We start from the raw sequence: 25384 nt of genomic DNA, 5'->3' as shown, positions 1-25384 counted from the left end.
GCAAGGTCTGGATCGAAGAATTGCTCGAGCATTTCGCGGCCTGCTTCGGCATCGATCTACTGTGCTATGCGATCCTGTCGAACCACTACCACCTGATCCTCCGTTCGCGGCCGGATGTTGTCGCCAGCTGGGATGACAGCGAAGTCGCACGCCGCTGGCTATTGATCTGTCCCCTGCGCAAGATCGATGGCAAGCCCGCTGTACCGACCGAACCCGAATTGAATTCGATTCGCAACTGCCCGGTGAAATTGGCAGAGGCCCGGCAGCGGCTGAGCAACATCTCTTGGTGGATGCGGTTGCTGAATCAACGCATCGCACAGCGGGCGAACCGCGAAGAAGAGGAGATGGGGAGATTTTGGCAGGACCGTTTTCGTGCGATCCGAATCATTGATGAAGAATCTCTGATGGCCTGCGCCGCCTATGTGGATTTGAATCCGATTCGCGCCGGATTAGCAGAAACCATCGAAGCCAGCGATCACACCTCGGTGCAACGTCGCATCGAAACGCGTCAGCAACTCGCGGCAGCGTTGCAGGACACAAGCGTTGAAACCAATTCAACAGTTTCCCAATCCGACTCAGCGCTTCCGACCCTCACTCCTGAGCAACGGCGGGACAGATTCCTTGCACAGCTCACAATTGACGAAGCCAATGATCCAACCGGTCCGGTGGCAAGCCAAACGGCATTTCGCTGTAGCGACAAAGGTTTCTTGTCGATCAGTACCGAGGCCTACTTCGAACTACTCGATTGGACAGCACGTCAGTTCTGCCCCGGCAAATCCGGATCGACTCCGGCGGACGCACCACCGGTGTTGAAGCGGTTAGGACTACAGAAACCGGCGTGGCTAGCGCTGGTCGCCAGTTTCGAAGAGATGTTCTGTCATCTGGCTGGTCGCTGTGATCGCATCGACGCCGAGCGAAGTTATCGCACCGGGCGTCGCTTCCGAGTCCGGCCCAGCGCCCGCGAGTTGCTGACGTCAGCGGCATAGAAAGCTGCATCGTTCTGTCGCCCGACGACTCAGCCCACCAAACCGAGTTCACTAGGGTACCGGTACGCGCCAAGGAAGAGAATTGCCCAAATCAATGGGACGATCACGCGTTAGATCAGGTGAAAACGTGTTGGGAATCGTGTCTGCCGTCGATGACTCGCCGAGCGGGGAACAGCAGCGGCTCCTCAATGGGCTCTGTCCCCTGGCATTCACACTCCTCAATGGGCTCTGTCCCCTGGCATTCACACTGTTGCTAGGGGGCTTGGCTGCGGAGGTCGTCGAGATAGTCGCAGCCTTTCCAGGTTAGCACCAATGGGCCTTTGTCGGCCAACGTGTCTTGCCCTAGTTCGATGAACCCGGCGTCGGCTAACAAATAGAGATGCAAGTTAATCACTTCTCGCTCATAGCCTTCGATTCGTATCGAACCTTTAAACAGGCGAGCTCCGTTGGCTTCGACAAAATCGAGCACCTTGCGGACTAATATCATGTCACGCTTCATCGTGGATCTTCACTCGGGGCGGGGCCAGGAAGACGTTCGCATTCAGCGAGCTGAGAATTGCAAACGTGGTTCATCCTTCTTTTTCGGACCGCTTCCGCCCGCAACTTGCATCCAATCGCTCGGGGGGAAGGCTGAAACGGCCTCAAGGATGGCTTGCGCGACGCTATTGCCAAATAAAGAGTTTTTACTTGTCTTTATCGCATTGTCGCCCTAGTATTCACTGCATGCACAGGGCAGCAATTACGGCTCGGTTGCTGTTGCCCCGATCTGCACGCAAGGAAAGGGGTCAAAGATCGCCCCGCCGCGTTTTTATTAACGCGTGATGATGCATATCCCATACAGGGCACTGAATTTGGCGCCGCAACAGCGGTCTCGCCCGGATTGAGCGAGCGATTCAGTGTCTTTCTTCGGGCCGCTTCGACAGGAGAACCATCGATGGTCAAGCCAACCGAAGAAAGCGGCCACAGCCATTTTCAGTCCCTGAAAACGGACGATCCTGGCGCTACCCGGCAGACGTCCAGACCGGTCCAACGCAAGCGTTTGCAGCACAGTCCGATTGGATTGGCCAGCTATCACGACTGCCCGGCATTTGGATTGCTACAACATGCCGCGCGACAAGTACCGGATCATACCGCGGTCGTTTACGGCAGTGAGAGTTGGAGCTATCGCGACCTGAACGCGGATTCGATCCGCTGCGCCGCAATGCTACAACGATTGGGCGTCCGACCGGGAGACCGCGTCGGATTGCTATTGCCCAATGTTCCCGAGTACATCATCGCAGCCAACGCGATCTGGCGCGCCGGCGGCATCGTCTTGGCGATCAGCCCCCTGATGGTTGCTGAGGAAGTTGCCGCGCTGCTGGCAAAAACCAAGTGTCGACATGTGATCTGTTTGGACTTGCTATCCAGTTTGCTGTCTGGAACGCCGGCTACCCCGGCACAATCGACAACGCTGTTGGTTTCGATACGCAAGCATCTGCCGGCACACGAACAGTTGGGGTATCTAATCAAACGCGGATACCAGTGGCTGCGTCAACGGCCCGCTGACGGCGGCAAGCAAGTTGGTTGGTTTTGGGAGGAACTAGGCAAGATCGACCAAGCCTGGCAACCGATCTCCATCGATCCGGTAGCCGATCCGGCTTACATCTTGCCAACCGGCGGCACCACGGGAAGCCCCAAAGCGGTCACGCTAAGCCATCAAAACATGGTCGCCAATGCATGGCAGCAATACGTGTGGACCCGTCGCTCGTTCGCCACGGAAAAGGTGTTGGCTGTGCTTCCGTTCTTTCACAGCTACGGCATGTCGGCAACGGTGATGGGCGGTACCGCGATGGCGGCCACACTGGTATTGCACCATCGGTTCAATACCGCGCAAGTGATTCAGTTGATTGAAGCGCATCAACCGAGTGTGTTCCATGCGGTGCCGGCGATGCTGGTCGCAATGAACGCGCGTTTAAGAAAGTACCCCAGCAAAAAACTGGATTCGCTGCGGTGGGTGATCTCCGGCGGCGCTGCACTGGAAGAATCCGTTGCCGTGGAGTTCACCGAACATTGTCGCAGCGAGAAGCATTGCCCATTGGTGGTCGAAGGGTTTGGGTTAAGCGAAGCATCACCGGTAACACACGTCGGCGATCTGTTTGCGGCACCCAAATACGGCTGCATCGGTTTACCGTTGCCAGAAACGGAGTGTCGAATTGTCGATTCCCAAGCCGACCCTGCATCGGTGGCTGGCGAGGTCGCCGCAGGAGAGGTCGGTGAGCTTTGTGTGCGTGGTCCTCAGGTGATGCTCGGCTATTGGGGCGACCCCAAAGCGACGCGAATGACGATTCGCGACGGTTGGTTGTACACGGGTGATTTGGCGGTTCGACATCCCGATGGGTACTACAGCATCGTCGGTCGCAAGAAAGACTTGATTATTACATCGGGATTTAATGTCTATCCCAGCGAAGTCGAAGCGGTGTTGCGTCAGGCCGATGGGGTCAAAGACGCAGCGGTGATCGCGACGCCCGACCCAGAGCGTGGCGAAATGGTTCATGCGTTTATCGTCACGGTCGACGGCACACCGCCAGACACCGAAGCGATTGACGCCTATTGCCGCGACCATCTGTCGGCCTACAAACGGCCACGTGTCTACACCCATTGCACGACGGATCTGCCTCGCAACTTTTTGGGCAAAGTGATCCGCAGAGAATTGAGAGAACCAAACCAGCAGGAGACGTTGAAACCTTAACTGGCGGTGTTTCACGTAGCTGGCACGCCCAACTACGACACGGATTGCTTTGACGCACCACTGGAAAAATTGAATCAGGAGTTCGCTATGAAAGACCGTCCCCCCATCGCAGTGATTGCTGGGAAACGCACACCGTTTTCCAAAGCATACACCGATTTGTCATCCGTGAGCGCAGTGAAACTGGGCACCGATGCTGTGCTAGCCGCTGTCGGGGACGTGAGTGCCCAATGTGGCACGTTCAATATCGAACAGATTGACGAGGTGGTGATGGGCAATGTCGCCGGCCCACCGGATGCCGCCAATATCGCCCGAGTGATCGCATTGTCGTCCGGAGTTCCCGAGGATCGAATCGCACACACCGTCAATCGCAATTGTGCGTCCGGGATGGAATCGATCCTGGCGGGTTGGAACGCGATTGCAATGGGACGCGCCGCAATCACGGTCTGCGGTGGTACCGAATCGATGTCACAAATCCCTTTTCTCTACCGCCCCGAGGCCGCAGCGATTTGGATGCGGCTGGCGCGTAGCAAGACGATGTGGGAAAAGATCCGCACAATCGCATCGTTCCGTCCTCGCCATTTCAAACCCGTCATTGGAGTCCAGTTGGGACTGACCGATCCGGTATCGGGTTTGAACATGGGCGAAACCGCTGAGGTGCTTGTGAAGGAATTCGGAATCTCGCGAGAGGAACAGGATGCCTATGCATTGCACAGTCATCAGCGTGCCGCAGCGGCGCGGGAAAGCTGTTTCCTGTCCGGCGAAATTGCCGCCGTCGGTTTGCCAGGTGATCTCACGATCGAAAAAGACAACGGCCCGCGTAGCAACCAGTCGCTGGAACAACTCGCTCGTTTGCGTCCTCTGTTTGCCCGCGACGGCACGGTCACGGCCGGTAACAGTTGCCCGCTGACCGACGGCGCGGCGGCATTGGTGTTAAGCGATTTGGAAACGGCCAAACGGTTTGATCGACCGTTGGGATACGTCACCGCCTATGCGATCGCGGGTTGTGATCCGCATCGGATGGGGCTGGGACCGGTCTATGCGACCGCGAAACTGCTACGTCAGACAGGACTGTCGATGAACGATTTTGACTTGATCGAACTCAACGAGGCTTTTGCGGCCCAAGTGATCGCCTGCGAGCGGGCGGCCGAATCAGCCAGCTTCGCCAAGAAGGAGTTGGACCGCGATCGTCCGCTGGGAGAATTTTCTCGCCAGCGAATGAACGAACACGGCGGGGCGATCGCACTGGGACATCCGGTGGGCACAACGGGGACCCGACTGATTTTGACACTGCTGCGCGGACTGCGCCAGAGCGGCAAGCGCCGTGGGCTGGCGACGTTGTGTGTCGGCGGTGGACAAGGCGTTGCAATGGTGGTGGAAACCGACCTGGAGGAATGAAACGATGAACGCGCAAAACTACAAGAACTTTACTTTTGAATGCGACGACAATGGCGTGATTCGCGTGGTGCTGGACGTTCCCGGCCGACCGATGAATGTGCTGGATCATTCGGTGATGACCGAACTGGATCAGATCGTGACCGAATTGGAACATCGACGCGACGCGACGGTGGTCGTGTTTCAAAGTGGCAAAGAAAGTGGGTTCCTCGCAGGCGCCGACGTCGAATCGATCGGTGACATCCAGTCTGATCAGCAAGCGGAGCAGTTACTACTGCAAGGTCAACGTCTGTTCGCCCGAATCGAGCAGTTGCCGATGCTGACGTTGGTGTTGATCCATGGTCCCTGTTTGGGCGGCGGACTGGAACTCTCGCTGGCCTGTGACTACCGCGTTGCCCGCAACAATAGCAGCACACAGACCGGATTGCCGGAAATCAAACTGGGCGTGATCCCAGGCTGGGGAGGCACTCAGCGATTGCCGAAAACGGTTGGCATCCGCAATGCGTTGGACATGATCCTAACGGGCAAGCACCTGTCGGCGCGCGCGGCACTAAAGGTGGGCTTGATCGACCGCGCGATCGCACCAGAGCATTGGAATGACGAAGTTCGCGAGTTGATCCACCAATTGGCTAGCACCGGGTCACTGTCGCGAGCTGGTGGAGGCCGATGGATGCGGTGGTTGGAATCGACGCTGCCGCTGCGGGCATTGATCTTCTCGATGGCTCGTAAGCAGATCATCAAAAAAGCGGTTCACTATCCGGCACTCGAATCCGCGATCGACGCGGTCCAAGACGGCTTTCGCAGCGACGTGGATGGTTACGAAACCGAACGAAGACAGTTCAGTCGACTGATCAACACACCGACTTGCCGTCACTTACTGCGTCTGTTCTTTTCCCGGCAACGTGCCAGAGACCTGACGACTTGGTCCAGTGGCGTGACCGACGTCATTCACCAGGATCCGATCCGCAAGCTGGGTGTGATCGGCGCGGGGGCGATGGGGGCAGGTATCGGTCAAGTCGCAGCGACACGTGGTTACCGGGTGTTTCTAAAAGAAATTGATGCCGGCGCAGCTCAAGCCGGACGCGACCGAATCGACGAGATGGTCCACCAATACGGGACACGAAAGGGATGGAACGAAGTCCGACGGGGTGAGCTGCGAAACTTGATTTCGGTTAGCGACGAAAACGCCTCGCTGGCCAGTTCAGATTGCGTTGTCGAAGCAGTCGTGGAGCGAATGGATGTCAAGAAACAAGTGTTGAGTGAGACCGAGCGAACGATCAGTCACACCGCAATTTTGGCAACCAATACATCCTCATTGTCGGTCAGCCGAATGGCCACCGCACTTGAACGGCCAGAAAATTTTGCCGGGCTGCACTTTTTTAATCCTGTCTATCGGATGGAGTTGGTGGAAGTCGTCCGCGGAGAACAGAGCAGCGAAACGACGATCGCCAAACTGGTGTCGTTCGTCAAAGCTTTAGGAAAGACACCGATCGTCACATCGGATTCACCAGGATTTTTGGTCAACCGGATTCTGTTCCCCTACCTGGGCGAGGCCGTGATCATGTTGCGTGAGGGGTTCAACGTCGCCGAGATTGACCGCGAAGTCCGTCGCTATGGCATGCCGATGGGGCCGTTGGAACTGCTGGATCATGTCGGTTTGGACGTTGCTTTGCACGTCGCGGAAACCATGCGGTCGGTTCTGACCGGGGTCGACGAAGTGATTGAGACGCTCAAGCCGATGGTGTTGCAAAAACAGACCGGTACTAAATCGAAGCTGGGTTTCTACGACTACAGCGGTCGACGAAAGACACCTCGAGCGACGTTGGAAATTGTGGGGCATCTGAAACACGTCCCCGCTGGCGGCGAATTCCTGGCCGATGGCATGACTGATATTCAGCGACGATTGATTTATCCGATGTTGGCCGAAGCGATTCGCTGTGACGAAGAATCGGTGGTCGATCATCCCTGGGCGATTGATTTGGGAATGGTTTTGGGGACCGGATTTGCGCCCCACCGCGGCGGCCCGCTAAGTGTCGTCGATGCGATCGGCGCCGAGACGGTGTTGGAGAATCTAAATCGATTGCACAAGAGCTATGGCGAGCGATTTGCTCCGCCCAAAGAGCTGCAAGACCTGGCGGTCTCGAAGACGGACAGTGGTTTCTATAAAGGAGCGATGCAATGAGTATTGAAATCGATCAAAGCCCTGAAAAACCGGTTGAGTCATTTGCCGAGATCGCGTTGCGATTGGGTGGGGCATCGGCTGATGAAGCCGCACGAACGGGCGTCATCGACACGGCGGACGACCAGGTCGAGGATCTGTTCGCCCAGCAACACCAAACGGTCAACAGCCCGGTCCATGTCGCGGTTTGGGACAGCCGTGTTCCGACCGAGCTGTTCTCGCCTCAACCCTCGCTACCAAGTGAGAAAGTGGTCGGCGTGATCGATCGCTCGTTGGACATCGTTCGCACCCATCGCGATGCAGGCACGCTGCTGAATGACCAATCAAAGATCAGCGACGAAGTGCTGCGCGACTTGGGTGATGCCGGCTATTGGGGGCTGTTGGTCGCCGAACGCTATGGCGGCAGCGGCGCAACGATGCGTGATTTTGCCCGGATGATCACGCAGATGGCAACGTTGGATCCGACGGTCGCGGGACTGGCGTCTGTGCACGGTTGCATCGGCGCAGTGGATCCGGTTCGTGCCTTTGGTAGCGAAGACCAGAAGCAACGCTTTTTACCGGGTTTGGCTGACGGCAGTCGATTGTCCGCATTTGCGTTGACGGAACCCGGTGCCGGCAGCGATTTGACGGCGCTCAAAACGACAGCGGTGCTGGACGGAGACGAATACGTCGTCAACGGCGAAAAACTGTTCATTACCAATGCTACGTTTGGGCGGACGATCGGGTTGGTTTGCAAGATCGATGACGTACCAAGCGTGCTGATTGTCGAGCTGCCAGAACAGGAAACCGAATCCTTTCAAATCAATCGCTATAAAATCTACGCACTGGCACGGGCTCATAACCACGGGTTGGTTTTCAAAAACTTTCGCGTGCCGGCGGCCAACCGATTGATTCCTCCGCGGGGTGACGGGCTGACGATTGCTTACCATGGGTTGAACCTTGGCCGCGTGTCACTGTGCGCCAATGCGGCTGGAGCGATGCGGATGATGTTATCGGAAATGCTGCCCTGGGCCGCTTATCGAGAGACCTATGGACAACCGATCGAACATCGCGAATTGGTTCGGCGGCGAATCGGGCATCTCGCCGGGCTGATCGTCGGCTGTGACGCGCTGACACATTGGTGCGCCAGCTTGCTGGACCAAGGCTATCGCGGCGAGATGGAATGCATCATTGCCAAAATTTTCGGTAGCGAATCGCAGAAGGAAGCGGCGATCGAGTTGTTCATGAAAACCCACGGCGGCCGATCGTTTTTGGCTGGCCATTTATTTGGCGACAACGTGCATGACTTTTTAGCGCCCTGCATCTATGAAGGCGAAGGCGAGATGCTGGGCATGGCGTTTTTCAAATCGTTGGTCAAGCAACACGGCAAACAATTTTTTGAACCGATCGGCCGCACGCTGCATCAACAGGGGATCAAACACCCGAATTTGGCAAATCCCGCGCACCTGTGGGCGCTGCGGGGACCGATGACTGACTATGCCAAATGGTACGGCAAACGAATGCTGGTCGGTTCCCATTGGACGACCACGTCTCGGGTGGCGCGCTCGGCGACGGATCAGCTGAATCAACACGTGGAGTTTGCACAACAATATTTGTCGGCAAGCGGATTCCGTATCAGCGGTACCATGCGGACGTACCAACTGAAACTGGCCGACCGTCAATGTCGGATGTCAGCTCTGTCGCTGCAAATTCAGAACGCAGTCACGATGTTGGTCACGGCGCTTTATGCGGGTCACCAAAACGATCCGATCACACGCGCTGCCGCTGATACCGTTTGCCGCGAATTGAAGCGGCGGATCGTGGGTGATCAGCCCAGTGACGCGGATTTCCGCCAAGTCACCGAGTTGGGTCAGCAAATTGCCGAGCATGGTTGGAACGAATTGAACGGGCTGTCGCCAGGTGCGATTTTGCAGCCTTACAAATAGAACGCGAACGGGTGAAAAGAAAATGGAAACAACCGCGTCAACACATACCCCAACGGTTGGTTGTGTCACTGCGGCGGTCGCTCCGTCGAAGCAATCAAACCAACGCAGCGCCGTCGTGGCGTTGGGCGGTGGCGGTGCAAGAGGTTTGGCGCATTTAGGCGTCATGGAGGCGATCGGCGGGTCGGGAGTTCGAACCGAGCGAATCGTGGGTGTCAGCATCGGCAGTTTGATGGGCGGACTTTGTGCCGTCGATTCAGACATCATGCGGGTGCAGGCCAAAGCGATCGGACTGCTGTACTCGCCGGTCTTTTCAGACAAATGCCGTCAACTGATGGGAACGGCATCACAAGTTTCGTCGCGGCGTTCGGCCAACGGACAGGCCGCGCGCGGTGGGGAATGGTTCACGCAGTGGTACGGGCGATTGGAACAGATCATGCGTCATGGGCACCGGTTGAGTCGGATGATCCGTGGTCCATCGATCTTGTCCAACGAAATCCTGTGCGAGGCAATCGATTGTTTGATTCCCGATATCGATTTACAAGACACCGCGATCCCATTGAACGTGGTTGCGGCGGATTTAGTGAGTGGACATCGAGTGGTATTGGAGCGTGGTTCACTCCGAACAGCCATTTTGGCGTCCGCGGCGATCCCAGGTTTCTTTCCTCCGGTCCCATGGGGCGACATGCTGTTGTGCGACATTGGCGTGTTGGACGCGATGCCGATGTCAACGGCCAGTTCTTATGCCAGCGATCTGACGATTGGTGTCGATGTCGGCGGCACGTTGCAGCGCACCGAGACATTTGGCACAGCGTTCGAAGTGATGATGCGGATGGAGGAGATCGGGGAACGACTGTGTCGTCGGCACGCTCGCAAGTACGCCGACATCTTTGTGCGACCCGACGTCGGTCACAGGACCTGGTACGACTTTACCGCCCCGGAAAACTTGATCGCGGCCGGCCGACAAGCAGGCGAACAAAGTATCCGTGCATTCTTTCAACACATGAAATAGAGTGTGGTGCTGATTCAGACTACGCAGATACGGTCGAGAAATTCTCGCTGATCACGCCAGAATCTCGCTGGCGACGGTACCTGCAACATCGGTCAAGCGAAAATCCCGACCGGCGTAGGGGTAGGTTAAACGCGTGTGATCGATGCCCATCAGGTGTAACAGTGTCGCGTGCAAATCATGAACATGCATTTTGTTCTCGACGGCATAATAACCGTACTCGTCGGTCGCTCCATATTGGATTCCCGTCTTCACGCCGGCACCGGCCATCCACATCGTGAACCCTTCGGGGTTATGGTCGCGACCGTTACGCCCCGCACCCTGGCAGGTCGGTGTGCGACCAAATTCTCCTCCCCACAACACCAGCGTTTCGTCCAACAATCCGCGTGACTTCAGGTCTCGCAACAGACCCGCAATTGGCTTGTCGACTTCGGCTGCGTTTTGTTCGTGGCCCTTTTTCAAATTGCCGTGTTGATCCCATTGGACTTCGGAATTGCTGTGTGTGACCTGAACAAATCGCACACCCCGTTCAAGAAAACGTCGCGCCATCAAACACTGCCTACCAAAATCTGCGGTCGGCTTCTGATCAAGACCGTATGCCCGCTGGGTTTGCTGCGTTTCTTGACCGAGTTCCAATGCCTCGGGCATTTCGGTTTGCATTCGAAAGGCCAATTCAAACGATTCAATTCTGGCTTCCAGTTCCGCATTGGGACCAGTGGTGTCCAAAAAGGAAGTGTTCATCTGTTGAAGGTGATCCAACAGTCCGCGCTGCTGGCGGCGCCCCAACAAAGCGCTTTGCATGTATCGAACACGAGCCTGTTCCGACGATTGGCTGGCGTTGCCCAACGGGACCCCTGCGTGGTTTGCCGGCAGGAAACTGGCACCCCAATTTTTGGTGCCCCCATGAGCAAGCGTCGGACAAATCGTTAGAAAGGCTGGAAGATTCTGGTTTTCGGTTCCAAGACCATAGGACACCCAAGCACCCATACTCGGTCGCACAAAAACGTCACTGCCGGTATGGATTTTCATACAAGCACCACCATGCGCGGGATTGGATCCGTGCAACGAATTCAAGATGCACAGATCGTCGACGCACTGAGCGACGTTTGGAAACAGTTCGCTGACGGCGATCCCGCTTTCCCCATGCCGTTGGAATTTCCAAGGTGACCCCAACAGGTCGCTGGTAGGCGCAAATTGCACACGAGGCTTTTCAAAGGGTAGCGGTTTGCCGTCGTCCTTTTGCAATTGGGGCTTGTAGTCAAACGTGTCCATGTGCGATGGCCCGCCTTTCATGAACAAAAACAAAACTCGTTTCGCGCGTGCTGGAAAATGGGGCGGCGGATTGCTTTGGCCAGGTCCGCTAGCCTGGGCGGATGGATCGGACAGCAGCGATGCCAGTGCAAGCGAACCGAATCCAAGACTGGAGTTCTGCAATAGCTGTCTTCTTGAAAGGTGCATTCACAAGCCTATCGAATGTACAGGAACTCACTGGACGTGATGTGTGCTTGGCACAACATCTGCCAAGCACGAAGAAGATGATCATCGACAGAATCGTTAACGCGGGGATTGGCGTCAGACGCATCGCTACTTGCGTTATTGGTCGGAACATCCTCGACAAACTGCTGCGCCAATTGAGCCTCCTGCGGCGTCGGCAGTCGTCCATAAACCGTTTGAAAAAGGTCCACCAGGCGTTCACGAGAATTTGAATGGCGCTCGAGTAACCGTTTGGCCAGCTGTTCGGATTGCTGGACGACGAAGGGAGAGTTCATCAAAAACAAGGCCTGAGTCGCGATCGTGCTGGTCGGCCGATTTCCCGTCAACACACTCGCATCGTTGTAGTCGAATAGGCGAAACATGTCGAACAAATGATTGCGGATGATCGGTACATAAATCGAGCGCCGTGTTGATGCATAGGTCGACTTGTCTTCGGAGGTGTGATTGAAAACATAGGATCGATTCTCAAGTTCCAGAGTTTTGCCGCCTGATGTGCGATCCAACCGCCCGCTGACTGCCAAGATTCCGTCACGAATGGCCTCGGCATCCAAACGTTGCAGATTGAATCGCCAATAAAGCTGGTTGTTCGGGTCCCGTTGGTGTGCCTCGGCATTGAACTGACTGTTCTGTTGATAGGTGTGCGACATCAGAATCAGACGGTGCATGGCTTTCACGGACCAGCCGTCGGAAACAAACCGCGATGCCAACCAATCGAGCAACAGCGGGTGCGTCGGCGGGGTTCCTTGAATTCCAAAATTGTCGACGGTCGAGACAAGTCCGCGCCCGAAATGACCGTGCCAAATTCGATTGACCATCACCCGTGCGGTCAACGGATGTTTGCCGTCTGTCAGCCAACGAGCGAATTGCAACCGTCCACTTTCGTCGTTGGCAATCGATGGCGGCTGGGCGGAAACAAGCACTTTGGGAAAGCTGCGTGGAACCAGTTCACCGAGCGTCAGATGGCTGCCCCGCAAGTGAATCGGAACATCCGTCACCTGTCCCTCCTGCACACCCATCGCGGAAGGTCGTTCTGGAACAGAGTCCTGAAGCGCTTTGAGTTCGCTGCGTTGATGGTCGAGCGTCTGTTTCGTGGAATCGTCGAAGTGGGATTCGCGCTGATCCAGTTTGAGGTCACGGAATTCAGACGATAATTTTTCGGTCGCTTCGGCAACCAGCTGATCGATCTGTTGTTGTTTCGCTTTCAACGCAGCGGAATGCTGCTCGAATGCAACCGATTCGGCTGGCGTTTCCACATAATTTTCATGCCACTTGGCGACCGTGGCATAGCTGTCCATGGTCTGCGTACTTTTGAAGATCCCGGCCAACCCGTAATAGTCGCTGTGGCTGACAGGATCAAATTTGTGCGTGTGACAACGTGCGCACCCGAGCGTCAAGCCCAGGATGCTGCGACCGACGGTATCGATCTGTTCGTCGATGATGTCCATTTCCATTTTGGTTTCATCTTTCTCGGCGAGGACCTTGGGGCCGAGTACCAAGAAACCGGTTGCGATCAATCGTTGGTGGCGCAATTGGAAATCGTCACCCGAATCCAGCAAGTCACCGGCGAGTTGTTCGACGATGAATTGATCGTACGGTTTGTCTTGATTGAACGCATCGATGACATAGTCGCGATAACGCCAAGCGTTTCCATGGGCGACATTTTCATCTAAACCGTTCGAATCCGCGTAGCGGGCAACGTCCAACCAATGTCGTCCCCAACGTTCGCCATACGCGGATGATGCAAGCAAGCGGTCGACGACTGTTTCAAAAGCGGCTTCGGAGGAATCTTGCAAAAAGTCATCGATCTCTGAAGCCGTGGGCGGCAAACCTGTCAAATCAAACGTGACTCGGCGTAGAAGCACCCGTTTTTCCGCCGGCGGTGATCGTTGCAGCCCTTTTGATTCCAATCGCTGTGCTACGAACGCGTCGATTGGGTTGGCCACCAACGCCGCTGACAACGGTGAGTCCGACGACTGCGGGCCCGCTGCCTGAGAGAAATTAACCGTTGGCGGCTGTGGTGTTTGCACCGGACGAAACGACCAGTGCTCGCGACCTTGCTGGTAGTCGACTTCGCTGGAAGATCGGACCGACGAAATCGAATCGCTCGCTGGGTGGTGGGCGCCCTGACTGACCCACGTCTGTAGATCATTGATCTGTTGTTGCGAGAGTCGGTAATCGGGCGGCATTTGCAATGTGTTGTCGCGGTAGCCAACCGCAGTCACCAACAGACTGCTGGACGGTTTCCCGGGCACCAGCGCAGGCCCCGCAAGGCCGCCTTGCAGCATTGAGTCCAGACGATCCACGCGCAGTTCCGATTCCTGAGCGTCAGCCCCATGACACTCGTAACAATGTTCAGCCAGCAGCGGACGAATTTTGTTTTCGAAAAACCGAATCTGCTGGGCGTCGGATGCACTCGTGCCGGTGGAGTTCGTGCCGGTGGGTTTGGCTAGATCATCCCCGGCCACCACGGCGGACGTGGCAATCGAGATTGATACCAAGAATGCAGCCGCAATCTGGACAAAGCATGCCATGGCAGGGTGGAGGGCAAGCAGGGAGGAAGGGAGGCGGGGGTAACACAGCGGTGTCAGTCGCCACGTGTTACTCGGTCCATTCTAAACCATCTGAACCCTGCGGTGAGGTTGCTTTGGCGTCCGCTGGCGAGAAATTAACGCGTCGAAGGTGCCCCCAGAGAACGATTGAGGGGGTTGGAAGGCCAAGCGGCATGCCAAGAAAATTTCTTGCTAGACGTGCGCCTGCTCAAAATGGAATATAGTCGCAGCGAAACAAGAGCACTGCGCCACCAGCACTGGGGCACCCGCAGTGATGTATTTTCACGGTGCGAAAGACGCTACCAAGAACACTCACAGCCTGAGGGCGTTTGATGCACTCCAATGAACTCTTAGTCACGTTCACCAGCGCCGCTGCGCTGGGAGTCTGCTTGTTTGCGTTGGCATACTACCTGCGTGTCTCTGCGATCGCTGTTCTCTTGATCGGTGGTGTTTTGGCAGGACCACAAGGGATCGGGTTGGTGCATCCCGATTCGCTGGGTGATGGACTGGGGACGCTGATCTCGCTGGCCGTCGCGATCATCTTGTTCGAGGGTGGATTGACGCTGGATTTGAAGGGCTATCGTTCGGCCAGCAAAGAAATCATCAGCGTTCTAACGATCGGTGTGGTCGTAACGTGGTTGGGTTCGGCGGCATTGCTGCGGATGATGTTTGGGTTTGAGATCGCGTTCTGTTTGCTCGCCGCGAGCCTGATCATCGTGACCGGGCCGACCGTGATCGGGCCCTTGCTGCATCGCATTCGCGTTCGCGAAAAATTGGGACACATCTTGCACTGGGAGGGCGTCTTGATCGATCCGATCGGCGTCTTCATTGCGCTGCTGTGCTACGAATTTTATCTCAGCACCGACGGTACCCACCAGTCGGTGTTGACTGATTTCTTGCTGCGATTTGCAACCGGGGGGGCGATCGGCGTCGCATTCGGATTCCTATTGGACTTTGTGCTGCGACGGGAGTTGATTCGCAAACAACACACCAACAACTTTGTCGTCGCGATGGCAATGCTGAATTTTGCGATCGCGCATTTGGTGATCGCCGAGAGCGGGTTGTTGAGCGTGACGATCGCTGGATTGGTTTTAGGAAGCCGCAATACACCTCAATTGCGAGAAATTGTCACCTACAAAGTCGAGCTCAAAGATTTCCTGATCGGGCTGTTGTTTGTCTTATTGGCAGCCAACCTCGATCTGATGCCTTTCTTTGACTTCGGCTGGCGATTGGTTGCCGTCGTCGCGGGGATCATGTTGCTGATCCGACCGATCAATATTTTTCTTTCGATGCGTTCGAGTTCACTTAGTCGGAACGAGAAACTGTTCCTCAGCTGGATTGCTCCGCGAGGAATCGTTGCGGCGTCGATGGCATCGGTCTTTACGCTGGAGTTGAAACAGCGTGGGATCGTCAACGCCGGCTTTTTGGAAACGTTCACGTATTCGGTGATCGTGGGCACCGTGATTGTGCAAGGATTCTCGGCCGGATTGGTCGCCAGACGCTTGGGAGTGGTGCGTCCTGTATCAACTGGCTGGGTCATTGTGGGCGCCAATTTGATCGGCCGTCAGGTCGCCCAGTTCTTTGCTGACCACGGCGTGGAGGTTGTCTTGATCGACACCAACGCTCGGGAAGTTCGGAGTGCACAACGCGCCGGATTGGTCGCGATCAGTGAGGATGCGATGTTGTTGAATCCAAAGAGTCACGTGGAACTGTTTGGCTGTGGGAATTTGCTCGCATTGACGCCCAATGCGGACCTGAATCGAATGCTCTGCCAGCGTTGGTCTGAAATACTAGAAGGCAGTGTGTACCGTTGGGAGCAAACGGGACACGAGACACAGGAAAACCGACACCTATTCGTTGGGCAGCGAATCTGGGACACACTTCCGCTGAACCGCTGGATGCAACCCAACACCACCGCGTCGCCGCTGCGAGTGATGCGATCCGGACTTGGAAAGCCGCCACGACCAATCGATGTCATGATGACAGCCCGCGGTGAAGGGGTTTTTCCGGGAACCCCAGCAGAGTTGCAGGACGAGGATCAGCAATGGCTGGTTTACGATGCACAGCACAGTGGGCACACGATCGCATTGCCATTGGTACCGAAAAACGTACTTTTCAGCAGTCAAACCGACCTGAAAGAGCTTTATCGCGAAATGCTGGTTCATCTCCAGCGTCAGCTACCCAACATCGATCCGGATCGACTGGTGACGGAGATGTGGAAGCGAGAAGAGGACTACACCAGTCTGCTGGGGCACGGAATTGCACTGCCACATGCCTGGACCAATCAAGTCACCCAAGCCACACTGGTGGTTGCCCGTCCAGAAAATGCGATTTGTTGCCCGCTGACAGATTGTCCGATTGATATTGTTTTTATGTTGCTCAGTCCGCTTGGACAGCCAGACGAACATTTGCGACACCTTTCGTACATTGCACGTTTGGTGGGGACGGAATCGAAGCGTGCCGGCTTGCAACAGGCAACTGATTCGAACGAGTTGTACCACACGATTGCAGCTAGCTAGCACAGACGTTCGGGCAGCCTGCAAAAACCTACCCGTGGATTGGTTGTAGAAATAGACTCATGAACAAATCTTCCGATACCTATCCGGATTGGTTTTTGTGGATCGCCAGCAAAGGTTTGGCCGGTTTTTTGCTGGTGATGTTGGGAATCGTCGTCGTTGTGGGTGCGGCAGCTTACTATCTGGACCGGCGTCTGGATGCCATCGAAGACAACCTGGTGGTCAATCCGCCGCGTGAGTACCAAGCCCCAGATTTGGCCGCGCACACGGTGTCGGATTTTGACATGGCGGATGTCGTACAACAGGCCACGGTTTACGTTCCGATCTACTCACACGTTTACCACAACGGGGGACGACCGTTTCTGTTGGAATCCACACTCAGCGTTCGCAACGCCGACGCCCGGCGGCCGATCTATTTGAATTCGGTTCGCTACTACAACACGTCCGGCGAGCTTGCCAAGACCTATGTCGAACAGGTGATCAAACTGGCCCCATTGGAAACGATCGAATTTCTGGTGGAACAGCATGACACCAGCGGCGGTTCAGGCGCTAATTTCATGGTCCAATGGCTGGCGACTGAGCCGATAGAAGATCCGATTATCGAAGCGGTGATGTTCGGCACGGCCGGCGCCCAGGCGATCGCATTTCGATCCCCGGGAACGCCGCTACAGCACGCCGCCCAATGATTCGATGGCTTGATGAATCACCGACGCACTTTTGTCGAGCGCCAGTTGTTCGCTGTTGTCGAGCGTCATTGGAATCGCACTGAGAACGCCGTCGCCACCGAGCAAATGCGGCATCGAGATCGTTAAATCGGCAAACTCTCCCACTTCGCTGATCCGGGAACAGACCGTCATGATCGCGCGCTGGTCATGCAGCAAAACGTCCACAATCCGTGCCAGCGCGCTACCGATGCCAAAATAGGTCGCGCCCTTGCCTTCGATGATCTGGTAGGCCGCGCCTCGCACCTGTCGGTCAATCTGCTGCTTGGTATCGGACCCCAGTTCGATTCCACAGACTTGGCTGTACTCGTCTAGCGGTAATCCTGCAATCGTTGCCAGCGACCACGTCAGCACTTCGGAATCCCCATGCTCGCCAATCACGTGAGCGTGGACATGGCGTGAATCGACTCCAAAATGCTGCCCCAACAGTGTGCGAAAGCGTGCGGTGTCCAGCGTCGTACCAGATCCGAGCACACGATGCGTGGGGACCCCGCATTCGGCGGCGATGCAAGTGGTGACGTGTGTCATGATGTCGACGGGATTGGATGCAACCAACAAGATAGCGTCCGGCGCATGACGAACGACTTGGGGGATGACCTCGCGAAATACATCCGCGTTCCGCTGTAGCAATTCCAACCGGGTCTCGCCAGGTTTTTGCCCGACTCCGCAGGACAGGATGACGACGCGACTGCCAGCCACATCGCCGTAGTCGCCAGCTCGAATCGTCAATGGACTCGCAAACGGCACGGCGTGCCCGATGTCACTGGCCTCGGCAACCGCTCGAGACTTCTTGTAGTCCACCATTACGATCTCCCGACCGATCCCCTGCATCACCATCGCATAGGCCGCGGTCGATCCGACCATGCCGCTGCCAATCACACTGACTTTCATTTTCGATTCCTTGAGAGCAACGCTGAACGGAGAGTAACGCACGAGCGTCCTGTCCCCACACCGGGTGAATCGCAAGCTGGAAGCTTACGCCACGAATCATTGACCCGAGATCTAATCCGGTTGATTCCAGCTTGCTGCGACGTTACGTCCTGGTGAAACAACGCCCGCAACCACTTGCAGTTTTGTGTGGATGCGATTGAATGAACAGACGACCTGTGGAACAAACCGAATCATACCGATTGGGAACAAAACGATGAAGCATTCTTTCCGTCTGGCAATCAGACCCGCTTTGATCGGCATTGTCTTGTCCACTATTGGTGGTGTGGGGCTGAATCAACCCTCCATCGCCCAGCAACCGAAGCCAACAGCCGAGATCGATCCTCCGCCCGTTCCGGCCGATATCAACGCAAACTTCAAAGACCCCGAATTAGATGTCGCCCAATGGCTGGGGCGGTTCGAAGTGGAAAGTCGCGAAGTTTATGCGGCGCGTGAACAGGTTTTAAAGGCCTGTGAGATTCAACCAGGCGAATCCATCGCTGACATCGGGGCGGGAACGGGATTCTATAGCCGACTGTTCGCCCGCCAGACCGGATGGGACGGCTGGGTTTACAGTGTTGATATCTCGACGAAATTTCTACAGCACATCGCCAAACGCGCCACGGACGATGGGATTGAAAACCTGACGACCGTGTTGGGCACAGACGTCTCGGTACGCTTGCCCACTGAATCGGTGGACCTGGTTTTCATCTGCGACACCTATCACCATTTTGAAAGTCCGACGCTCTCATTGGCATCGATTTATCGGGCTTTGAAACCCGGTGGACGAATGGTTCTGATCGATTTTGAACGAATTCCTGGACAGTCTCGAGAATTCATTTTAGGACATGTCCGCGCCGGCAAAGATGTTTTTCGACAGGAGATTGAAGCGGCTGGATTTGAATGGGTCGACGAAGTCAAACTGGATTCGTTTGAGGAAAACTATCTGCTTCGGTTTCGCAAACCCGATGCCGTACTGGAAGTGCCGCCAGGTGATTTGGGTGACCTGATCCGACTCGGCGAAGAACTGGTTCAAAACACCAATGTTCATCCACTGACCACGCCTTGGATCGGAAATTCATTGAACTGTACTTCGTGCCATTTGGATGCCGGCAAACACCGCCACGCTGCTTCGTTCATCGCTGTCGCCGCCGCCTACCCCGCCTGGTCACCACGTGAAAACCAAGTGATCACGCTTGAATCACGAATTTCTAACTGCTTCCTTCGCAGCCAGAATGGCACACGTCCACCCGAGGGCAGCCAAGTTTGCGTCGCCATTGCGTCGTACATCACGTGGTTGTCAGAGGGAACAGCGATCAAGATGAATCCAAACGTCCCACTGGGACCGAACCATGTTCCCCAGTTGAAGCCAGCCGAGAATGAACCGAGCTTGTCGCGTGGCGAGATTTTGTATGCCGATCGCTGCGCAGACTGCCATGGTGACGATGGCGGTGGCGGAGACGACGGCCCGGCAGTCTGGGGAGCCGACTCATTTAATGACGGTGCCGGACTTTCAAAAACAAACAAGATGGCGTCGTGGTTAAAAGTCGCCATGCCACTGGATGACACCGATTTGAGCGACCAAGAGGCCTATGACATTGCCGCCTATGTGAACTCACACCCGCGTCCCAAGTTCACTGACCCAAACGAATCCGCGAAGAAAAAGTAATCGCAAACCAGACGCAGCGCTTGGGTTGTCATCGTCCCCATTCCATGGAAAAGCTACTGTTCAGTATCCCTGCATTTTCAACCGACTGAACCCTGGCGGGATCAGCCACGATCGCGGTCGAACGATTGGCGCGTCACTCGTCGTATTGAACAGTGATCCATTTCCATTGCGTTAAATCCGCCAAATCGACATCGGTGCTTTCAAGTCCGAATCCGCTGTTGCCTACCCCGCCAAACGGAACATGTGGTTCCTCTTGAATCGTTGCCCCGTTGATGTGAACCATCCCGGCCTGCACCTGCTGGGCAAATTGCATTGCCGACTGCAGATCCGACGTGAAAATCGACGCGCACAAGCCATAGGGCGACGCATTGGCCAGTCGTAATGCTTCGTGGACGGAATCAATCGGGTACACCGCGGTCACCGGGCCAAACGTTTCCTCGCCAAACAGCGTGGCGTCTTCACTGACATCGGTCAGCACCGTCGGTTGATAGCGGTGGCCTTCCCAATCACCGCCGACTCGTAGGGCGGCACCCTTTGTGACAGCGTCATTGACGTGCTGTTGGATGCGATTGCGTTGCCGTGAACTGATAATCGGACCAATCATCGTCTTTGGGTCGCGTAGATCACCGCGCCCCAATCCACTCGCGGCGGCACACAGTCGATCGACGAAGGTGTCGTACACGGGGCGTTCGACATAGATCCGACTGGATGCCATACAGATCTGGCCTTGGTACAAGAACGACCCCAGCACACTGGCGGATAGGGCCTTGTCCAAATCAGCGTCTTTGAGCACGACCAAGGGATTCTTGCCGCCCATTTCAAGTGTCACGCGTTTGCCGTGTTGACCGCACAGCGCATGAATCCGATTGCCGACGGTCGTTGATCCGGTGAACCCGACCAGCTTGACGTCAGGGTGACTGACCAGTGTGTCGCCAATTTCGTATCCATTGCCGGTGATCACGTTGAAGGCGCCGTCTGGGATCCCCGCATCGGAAAACAGTTTTGCAATCCGCAACGTGGTCAACGGTGCCAACTCGGACGGCAACAGAACCACAGTGTTACCGGTTGCCAGCGGCATTGCGGAATGTTTGATGCCTTTGATCAAGGGCACGTTAAACGGCGTGATCCCGGCAATCACCCCCAATGGTTGCCGGGTGCTGATGCTGATTCGTCCTGGCACGTTGGTGGGAAGTGTCTTGCCGGACAACTGTCGTGTGGCTCCCGCCGCAGCACGTAGCAAACCGACCGAAGTCGAGATTTCTTTGCGCGCCTTGCTGATCGGCGAACCGACTTCGTCAATTAACAATGCCACAAATTCATCCGACTGTGCGATCAACAGTTCGGCGGCGCGGATCAACCAGCCCTCGCGGTCCGATGGTAGAGAGTTTCGGTAGGATTCAAACGCGGTCTGTGCGGCACAAACCGCCGAATCGACATCCTGAGCGTTCGCTTTGCTGAGCGTCGCATAGAGAGAGTCGTCGATAGGATTCAGATCGTCAAACCACTCGCCTGATGATGCCGGGACTGACTGACCACCAATCCAAAGCAGATGTGGATCGCTGTTCATGCATCATCCAGTTTGGCAAAACGAACAACGCGTGTGTCTTTTTCCAGGCCACTGGGGGTAGCGATCAAACCATACAAATCCGGACGACGTGATTGCAGCCACCGCCGGCCCGTGCTGGACGCTTGGATGCTGGGATCCAATGTGGCGACCACAATCTGGTCGTCGGCTTTCCAAGTTTCCGCGAGTGTTTCGCCGTAGGGATCCAGGATCATCGAATTCCCCGTGCGCACTTCGTCGTCGTCCACACCCACTCCGTTACTGAAAATCAGAAACAAGCCGTTATCGTGAGCGCGGGCTGGCAACCACCGCCGCAACCATTCACGGCCCTTGGGACCGCGAAACTCCGCCTCGATGGTCTCGGGATCTTCCTGTCGGCGGTGCCACAACTCCGGATCGATCTTGCCCATACAACCAGGACTCGGTGAATCACAACCGCCGGTTTGATGCGGTGCGAGCAGAATTTCTGCACCCATCAAAGCGTTCATGCGCGCATTTTCACCAATGTTGTTGTCATAACAAATCAGCACTCCGACCCGCGCACCTTGGGGGATATCAAACACGGTGTATTGATTTCCCGATGCCAGATGCGGGCTGATGAAACAATGCAATTTACGATGCACTGCAAATTGGCCATCGGGCATCGCAACGACGTAACTGTTGTAGAGCTGGCCGTCGTCAGCCAACTCGATCAGACCGGCGCCGATCGTCATCTGGTGCTGCTTGGCTAGATCAAGCAGTGCGGCGGTCATCGCCCCACCTTGGATCGGTTCGGCCAATTCGCGAACCTGTTGCTCGCACAAATTGCGGACATGCCAATAACCGGTCAGACACATTTCTGGAAACACCGCTAAATCAACGTCGCGCTGTGCAGCTTGGCCGACCAACTGCTGCACACGCTGCAGGTTAAATGCTTTGTCACCCGGGCGGTGCGTGAACTGTATCGCAGCGACGGTCAATGGATTCATGGCTGAACGCTAAACGAAAGGGTGGAAAGCAATGGTGGAAGGGGAATTCTCCGGTGTCTGCCAGTGCCTAGCTGACGGTCGGATAGGTCCAGGGTGCGCGGTAATCGCGTTTTAGCAACGCGGTGGCTTGGGGATCATCAATGATCTGTTCCGCATCCCCATCCCAACGAACGCTGCGTCCGAGTTTCAATGACAGCATGCCCAGTAAACTGAGCGTCGTGGCTTGGTGGCCGATTTGGATATCGGCAACCGGTCGGCGGCCGGATTCAATCGACTGCAAAAAATCTGCCCACAACTCTTTCATGTTGTGACCGTCCGGTTCTTGCAGCTGAGCGTCTTGATGAACCACCGGCTTTTTATCATCGTCCGGGTAGAACGTCCAACCGTCGCGCCAGCCCATGTGAAATGTGCCTTTGGATCCATAAAAATTGCAACCGACGGTCGAGCGCTCGGGGCCTTTACCGCCAAACCGACGGTGCTCCCAAACGGCGTTAAAGTCGTCAAAGTGATAGGTCGCGATCTGGCTGTCCGGGGCGTCCGTGGTTTGCTCGTTGTCGTTCAAAACCGCTTTCCCACGTACCGGACGACCACCGGTCGAGTACACGCTGTGCGGTGATTGTTGATCGGACCACCAAAGCATTTGATCCAACCAATGAACGCCCCAATCACCCAATGTTCCGTTGGCAAAATCCAGATAGTTTCGAAACCCGCCGGGATGAATCCGGCGATTGTAAGGCCGCAGTGGCGCCGGGCCGCAGTACATGTCCCAGTCTAAATTCTCGGGCGGCTCGCTGTTGCGGGTTGGTTTTTCGGTGCCGCCGCTACTGTGCACGAACATTTTGACCAAACCAATGTCGCCTGCGCCGCCCTCCTTCAGAAACTTCATTCCGGAAACATGATGTGGTCCAATGCGTCGATGCAGGCCAACTTGAACAACCCGGTTGGCTGCTCGGGACGCCGCGACAATCGCCTGGCTTTCGCCGATCGTGTGTCCGGTGGGTTTTTCGATAAACAGATGGGCGCCCGATTCGATCGCCGCCAACGCGTTGAGCGCGTGCCAATGATCGGGCGTCGCGATGATCGCAATCTCCACCTGCTCTTTCTCAAACAGTTCGCGATAATCCGAATAGGCATGCGGTTGGTCGCCACAGAGATCCAGGACCTCTTCGCCGGCAATTTCCAATTTGTCGCTGTCGACATCACACAGGGCAACGACCTTGGTTTGCCCTGCGGCCAAGGCTTCGCGCAGGATATTCATCCCCCACCAACCGGTGCCGATCAGCGCGGTTCGATATTTTTTGTCTTTGGAAGCCGCATGGATTTTCCCGGCGGAAACAAGTGCCGTGGCCGCTGCGGTGCCGGCCAAAAACGTTCGACGTTGAACTGTCATTGGAAATCGATCCAAAAGGCTTGGTAGAAAATGAACTACAAAAACGACGCCATCTTACTTGCGACAATCCACACAGGCGACGTCACCATCGATACTGCGACAGTACACCCGGCCATTGGATAACACAGGTGCGGTCCAGCACTTTCCGTCCAGGACTTTGCCGCTGGCGATCGGATTCCAACCTTCCGGCGATGCCGGTGCCACCATCAATTCGCCGGCTTCGGTCAACAACAGCAATCGGCCACCTGCCAACGCCAGCCCACCAGGACGCAAATCATCGACTGACCAGACCACTTCACCGTTGGCCCATTTCAGGCACTTGACCCGTGCTCCTTCTTCCATGTCTCCGTCAATGCCATACAAGTGATCGTTGTAGAGCAGACAGGTGTGCAACTGGTTCTTCATCTCCTTGGATTTCCAGACCAGTTCCGGTTCGCGATCAACCAATTTGAATTTTGCCGCGCCGCGGTTGTAGCCCGACGACAGAAAAATTTCTCCGTCGTGAACAATTGCGTCGGCTGCGTTGCAGTTAAAGCTGGTCAACCACCGCTCACTCCACAGTGCTTCTCCGGAACTTAAATCGACTCCCACGTAGGCACGGCCGGATGCAAAGATAGCGGTTGGGGGATCACTGCCGGGAATCAACACCGTTCCACCGTAACCACATTCACGATCCCGCGAGCTCCAGATCAGTTCGCCGTTGTGCTTGTTCACCGCGGCGCCGGCTTCGCCCATGTTCAACAACAATTGATCGCTGACGACCAGTGGTGCGGCGGAGAATCCCCATCCGGGCAAGCGGACTTCCGCCGCGTCTGCGATCTGCACCTGCCACAACTTGTCGCCAGTCGAAGTCTGTAGGCAGTACAGATTTCCAGCTCGGCTGAACACATACACGTGGTCCCCATCGATGGTCGGCGTCGATGTCGGTCCGCCTTCAAAATCCCGATCATCCAATGCGGCCGGATAGCTGAACTTCCAAACCACGTCTCCGTCAGTCACGTCAGTGCAGTAGACGGTGTCATGTTCATCGCGATGCCCGATCGTGAACGCGTGATTGTCTTGCACAACGATCGACGAAAATCCGGTGCCGACCGAACAGGTCCATGCCACGTCGGGATTTCCATCCGCCCAATCCGCCGTCCAATCCGTTTCAGTAGAAATCCCATCCAATCGCGGTCCCCGCCAACGGTACCAGTCCTCTGCCGTTGCCGGCGCAACCAACGCCGCTAACAAACCAATCGCCAAAGAAAATTGACAGGTCAATCGAAACAGATCGCGTCGACCGTTTCGGTGTGTGAAAAATGTGCTGGGCAATGGATTGATTGGATGCATCGTAGTGTTCATAGGCATCCCAGATTACACGCTCGGC

Annotated in this window: 17 protein-coding genes; 9 read left to right on the top strand and 8 right to left on the bottom strand. The window is 55.9% G+C overall.

Going from position 1 to position 25384, the window contains the following annotated elements:
• Positions 1 to 986: hypothetical protein (locus NHH03_RS05265; RefSeq protein WP_253154703.1), on the top strand; the 986-nt coding region annotated here is incomplete at its 5' end.
• 253 nt (positions 987 to 1239) lie between these two features.
• On the opposite strand, the gene NHH03_RS05260 is transcribed toward NHH03_RS05265, so the two are convergent.
• Complete coding sequence (locus NHH03_RS05260; RefSeq protein ID WP_253154702.1) at positions 1240 to 1485, bottom strand: DUF2513 domain-containing protein; 246 nt, start codon at positions 1483 to 1485, stop codon at positions 1240 to 1242.
• 435 nt (positions 1486 to 1920) lie between these two features.
• Between NHH03_RS05260 and NHH03_RS05255 the strand changes: the two genes are divergently transcribed.
• From NHH03_RS05255 to NHH03_RS05235, 5 genes are all read left to right on the top strand, one after another.
• Positions 1921 to 3714: an AMP-binding protein gene (locus tag NHH03_RS05255; protein ID WP_253154701.1), complete on the top strand. Its 1794-nt coding sequence runs from the start codon at positions 1921 to 1923 to the stop codon at positions 3712 to 3714.
• Positions 3715 to 3801: 87 nt separating this feature from the next.
• The gene (locus tag NHH03_RS05250; RefSeq protein ID WP_253154700.1) at positions 3802 to 5109 is read left to right on the top strand and encodes a thiolase family protein; all 1308 of its coding nucleotides are present in this window, start codon (positions 3802 to 3804) and stop codon (positions 5107 to 5109) included.
• Between the two features lie 4 nt (positions 5110 to 5113).
• A complete protein-coding gene (locus tag NHH03_RS05245; RefSeq protein WP_253154699.1) occupies positions 5114 to 7288 on the top strand; it encodes a 3-hydroxyacyl-CoA dehydrogenase NAD-binding domain-containing protein in 2175 nt (724 codons plus the stop codon).
• Positions 7285 to 9210 carry an acyl-CoA dehydrogenase family protein gene (locus NHH03_RS05240; protein ID WP_253154698.1) on the top strand — a complete coding sequence of 642 codons (1926 nt, stop codon included), beginning with the start codon at positions 7285 to 7287 and terminating at the stop codon, positions 9208 to 9210. Before NHH03_RS05245 ends, NHH03_RS05240 begins: the two co-directional genes overlap by 4 nt.
• 22 nt (positions 9211 to 9232) lie before the next feature.
• Positions 9233 to 10219 (top strand): patatin-like phospholipase family protein, encoded by a 987-nt coding sequence (locus tag NHH03_RS05235; RefSeq protein WP_253154697.1) that lies wholly within the window; start codon positions 9233 to 9235, stop codon positions 10217 to 10219.
• Between the two features lie 51 nt (positions 10220 to 10270).
• On the opposite strand, the gene NHH03_RS05230 is transcribed toward NHH03_RS05235, so the two are convergent.
• Positions 10271 to 11674, bottom strand: coding sequence for a DUF1501 domain-containing protein (locus NHH03_RS05230; protein ID WP_253154696.1), 1404 nt, complete (start codon positions 11672 to 11674; stop codon positions 10271 to 10273).
• A gap of 8 nt (positions 11675 to 11682) precedes the next feature.
• The gene (locus NHH03_RS05225; RefSeq protein WP_253154695.1) at positions 11683 to 14241 is read right to left on the bottom strand and encodes a PSD1 and planctomycete cytochrome C domain-containing protein; all 2559 of its coding nucleotides are present in this window, start codon (positions 14239 to 14241) and stop codon (positions 11683 to 11685) included.
• Between the two features lie 350 nt (positions 14242 to 14591).
• On the opposite strand from NHH03_RS05225, the gene NHH03_RS05220 reads away from it, so the two are divergent.
• Positions 14592 to 16778: a cation:proton antiporter domain-containing protein gene (locus NHH03_RS05220; RefSeq protein WP_253154694.1), complete on the top strand. Its 2187-nt coding sequence runs from the start codon at positions 14592 to 14594 to the stop codon at positions 16776 to 16778.
• A gap of 59 nt (positions 16779 to 16837) precedes the next feature.
• Positions 16838 to 17461 carry a DUF3124 domain-containing protein gene (locus tag NHH03_RS05215; protein WP_253154693.1) on the top strand — a complete coding sequence of 208 codons (624 nt, stop codon included), beginning with the start codon at positions 16838 to 16840 and terminating at the stop codon, positions 17459 to 17461.
• Here NHH03_RS05215 and NHH03_RS05210 read toward each other — a convergent pair.
• Positions 17441 to 18388, bottom strand: coding sequence for an L-lactate dehydrogenase (locus NHH03_RS05210; RefSeq protein WP_253154692.1), 948 nt, complete (start codon positions 18386 to 18388; stop codon positions 17441 to 17443). The genes NHH03_RS05215 and NHH03_RS05210 overlap by 21 nt on opposite strands.
• Before the next feature lie 253 nt (positions 18389 to 18641).
• On the opposite strand from NHH03_RS05210, the gene NHH03_RS28115 reads away from it, so the two are divergent.
• A complete protein-coding gene (locus NHH03_RS28115) occupies positions 18642 to 20093 on the top strand; it encodes a methyltransferase domain-containing protein (RefSeq protein ID WP_315861423.1) in 1452 nt (483 codons plus the stop codon).
• A gap of 133 nt (positions 20094 to 20226) precedes the next feature.
• Here the strand turns inward: NHH03_RS28115 and NHH03_RS05195 are convergent, their stop codons facing one another.
• The 4 genes from NHH03_RS05195 to NHH03_RS05180 all read right to left on the bottom strand — a co-directional run bounded on the left by NHH03_RS05195 (position 20227) and on the right by NHH03_RS05180 (position 25347).
• Positions 20227 to 21660 (bottom strand): aldehyde dehydrogenase family protein, encoded by a 1434-nt coding sequence (locus NHH03_RS05195; protein ID WP_253154691.1) that lies wholly within the window; start codon positions 21658 to 21660, stop codon positions 20227 to 20229.
• Positions 21657 to 22625 (bottom strand): nitrilase family protein, encoded by a 969-nt coding sequence (locus NHH03_RS05190; RefSeq protein ID WP_253154690.1) that lies wholly within the window; start codon positions 22623 to 22625, stop codon positions 21657 to 21659. The genes NHH03_RS05195 and NHH03_RS05190 overlap by 4 nt, the downstream gene beginning before the upstream one ends.
• A 67-nt stretch (positions 22626 to 22692) precedes the next feature.
• Entirely contained in the window at positions 22693 to 24015 is a 1323-nt protein-coding gene (locus tag NHH03_RS05185) for a Gfo/Idh/MocA family protein (RefSeq protein WP_253154689.1), read from the bottom strand.
• Between the two features lie 54 nt (positions 24016 to 24069).
• Complete coding sequence (locus NHH03_RS05180) at positions 24070 to 25347, bottom strand: PQQ-binding-like beta-propeller repeat protein (RefSeq protein ID WP_253154688.1); 1278 nt, start codon at positions 25345 to 25347, stop codon at positions 24070 to 24072.
• Between the last annotated feature and the right edge of the window lie 37 nt (positions 25348 to 25384).

The organism is Stieleria tagensis (assembly GCF_024129865.1).
GTDB classification, from domain to species: Bacteria; Planctomycetota; Planctomycetia; order Pirellulales; family Pirellulaceae; genus Stieleria; species Stieleria tagensis.
Note: the sequence above shows the minus strand (reverse complement) of the source record. Positions and strands in the feature narration are given on the sequence as shown.

Bases quoted from the DNA above. Each gene is read 5' to 3' on its own strand.
- NHH03_RS05240 (WP_253154698.1), top strand. From the start codon at position 7,285: ATGAGTATTGAAATCGATCAAAGCCCTGAAAAACCGGTTGAGTCATTT.
- NHH03_RS28115 (WP_315861423.1), top strand. From the start codon at position 18,642: ATGAAGCATTCTTTCCGTCTGGCAATCAGACCCGCTTTGATCGGCATT.
- NHH03_RS05190 (WP_253154690.1), bottom strand. From the start codon at position 22,625: ATGAATCCATTGACCGTCGCTGCGATACAGTTCACGCACCGCCCGGGT.
- NHH03_RS05210 (WP_253154692.1), bottom strand. From the start codon at position 18,388: ATGAAAGTCAGTGTGATTGGCAGCGGCATGGTCGGATCGACCGCGGCC.
- NHH03_RS05250 (WP_253154700.1), top strand. From the start codon at position 3,802: ATGAAAGACCGTCCCCCCATCGCAGTGATTGCTGGGAAACGCACACCG.
- NHH03_RS05255 (WP_253154701.1), top strand. From the start codon at position 1,921: ATGGTCAAGCCAACCGAAGAAAGCGGCCACAGCCATTTTCAGTCCCTG.
- NHH03_RS05225 (WP_253154695.1), bottom strand. From the start codon at position 14,241: ATGGCATGCTTTGTCCAGATTGCGGCTGCATTCTTGGTATCAATCTCG.
- NHH03_RS05235 (WP_253154697.1), top strand. From the start codon at position 9,233: ATGGAAACAACCGCGTCAACACATACCCCAACGGTTGGTTGTGTCACT.
- NHH03_RS05215 (WP_253154693.1), top strand. From the start codon at position 16,838: ATGAACAAATCTTCCGATACCTATCCGGATTGGTTTTTGTGGATCGCC.
- NHH03_RS05220 (WP_253154694.1), top strand. From the start codon at position 14,592: ATGCACTCCAATGAACTCTTAGTCACGTTCACCAGCGCCGCTGCGCTG.
- NHH03_RS05180 (WP_253154688.1), bottom strand. From the start codon at position 25,347: ATGCATCCAATCAATCCATTGCCCAGCACATTTTTCACACACCGAAAC.
- NHH03_RS05245 (WP_253154699.1), top strand. From the start codon at position 5,114: ATGAACGCGCAAAACTACAAGAACTTTACTTTTGAATGCGACGACAAT.
- NHH03_RS05230 (WP_253154696.1), bottom strand. From the start codon at position 11,674: ATGCACCTTTCAAGAAGACAGCTATTGCAGAACTCCAGTCTTGGATTC.
- NHH03_RS05195 (WP_253154691.1), bottom strand. From the start codon at position 21,660: ATGAACAGCGATCCACATCTGCTTTGGATTGGTGGTCAGTCAGTCCCG.
- NHH03_RS05185 (WP_253154689.1), bottom strand. From the start codon at position 24,015: ATGACAGTTCAACGTCGAACGTTTTTGGCCGGCACCGCAGCGGCCACG.
- NHH03_RS05260 (WP_253154702.1), bottom strand. From the start codon at position 1,485: ATGAAGCGTGACATGATATTAGTCCGCAAGGTGCTCGATTTTGTCGAA.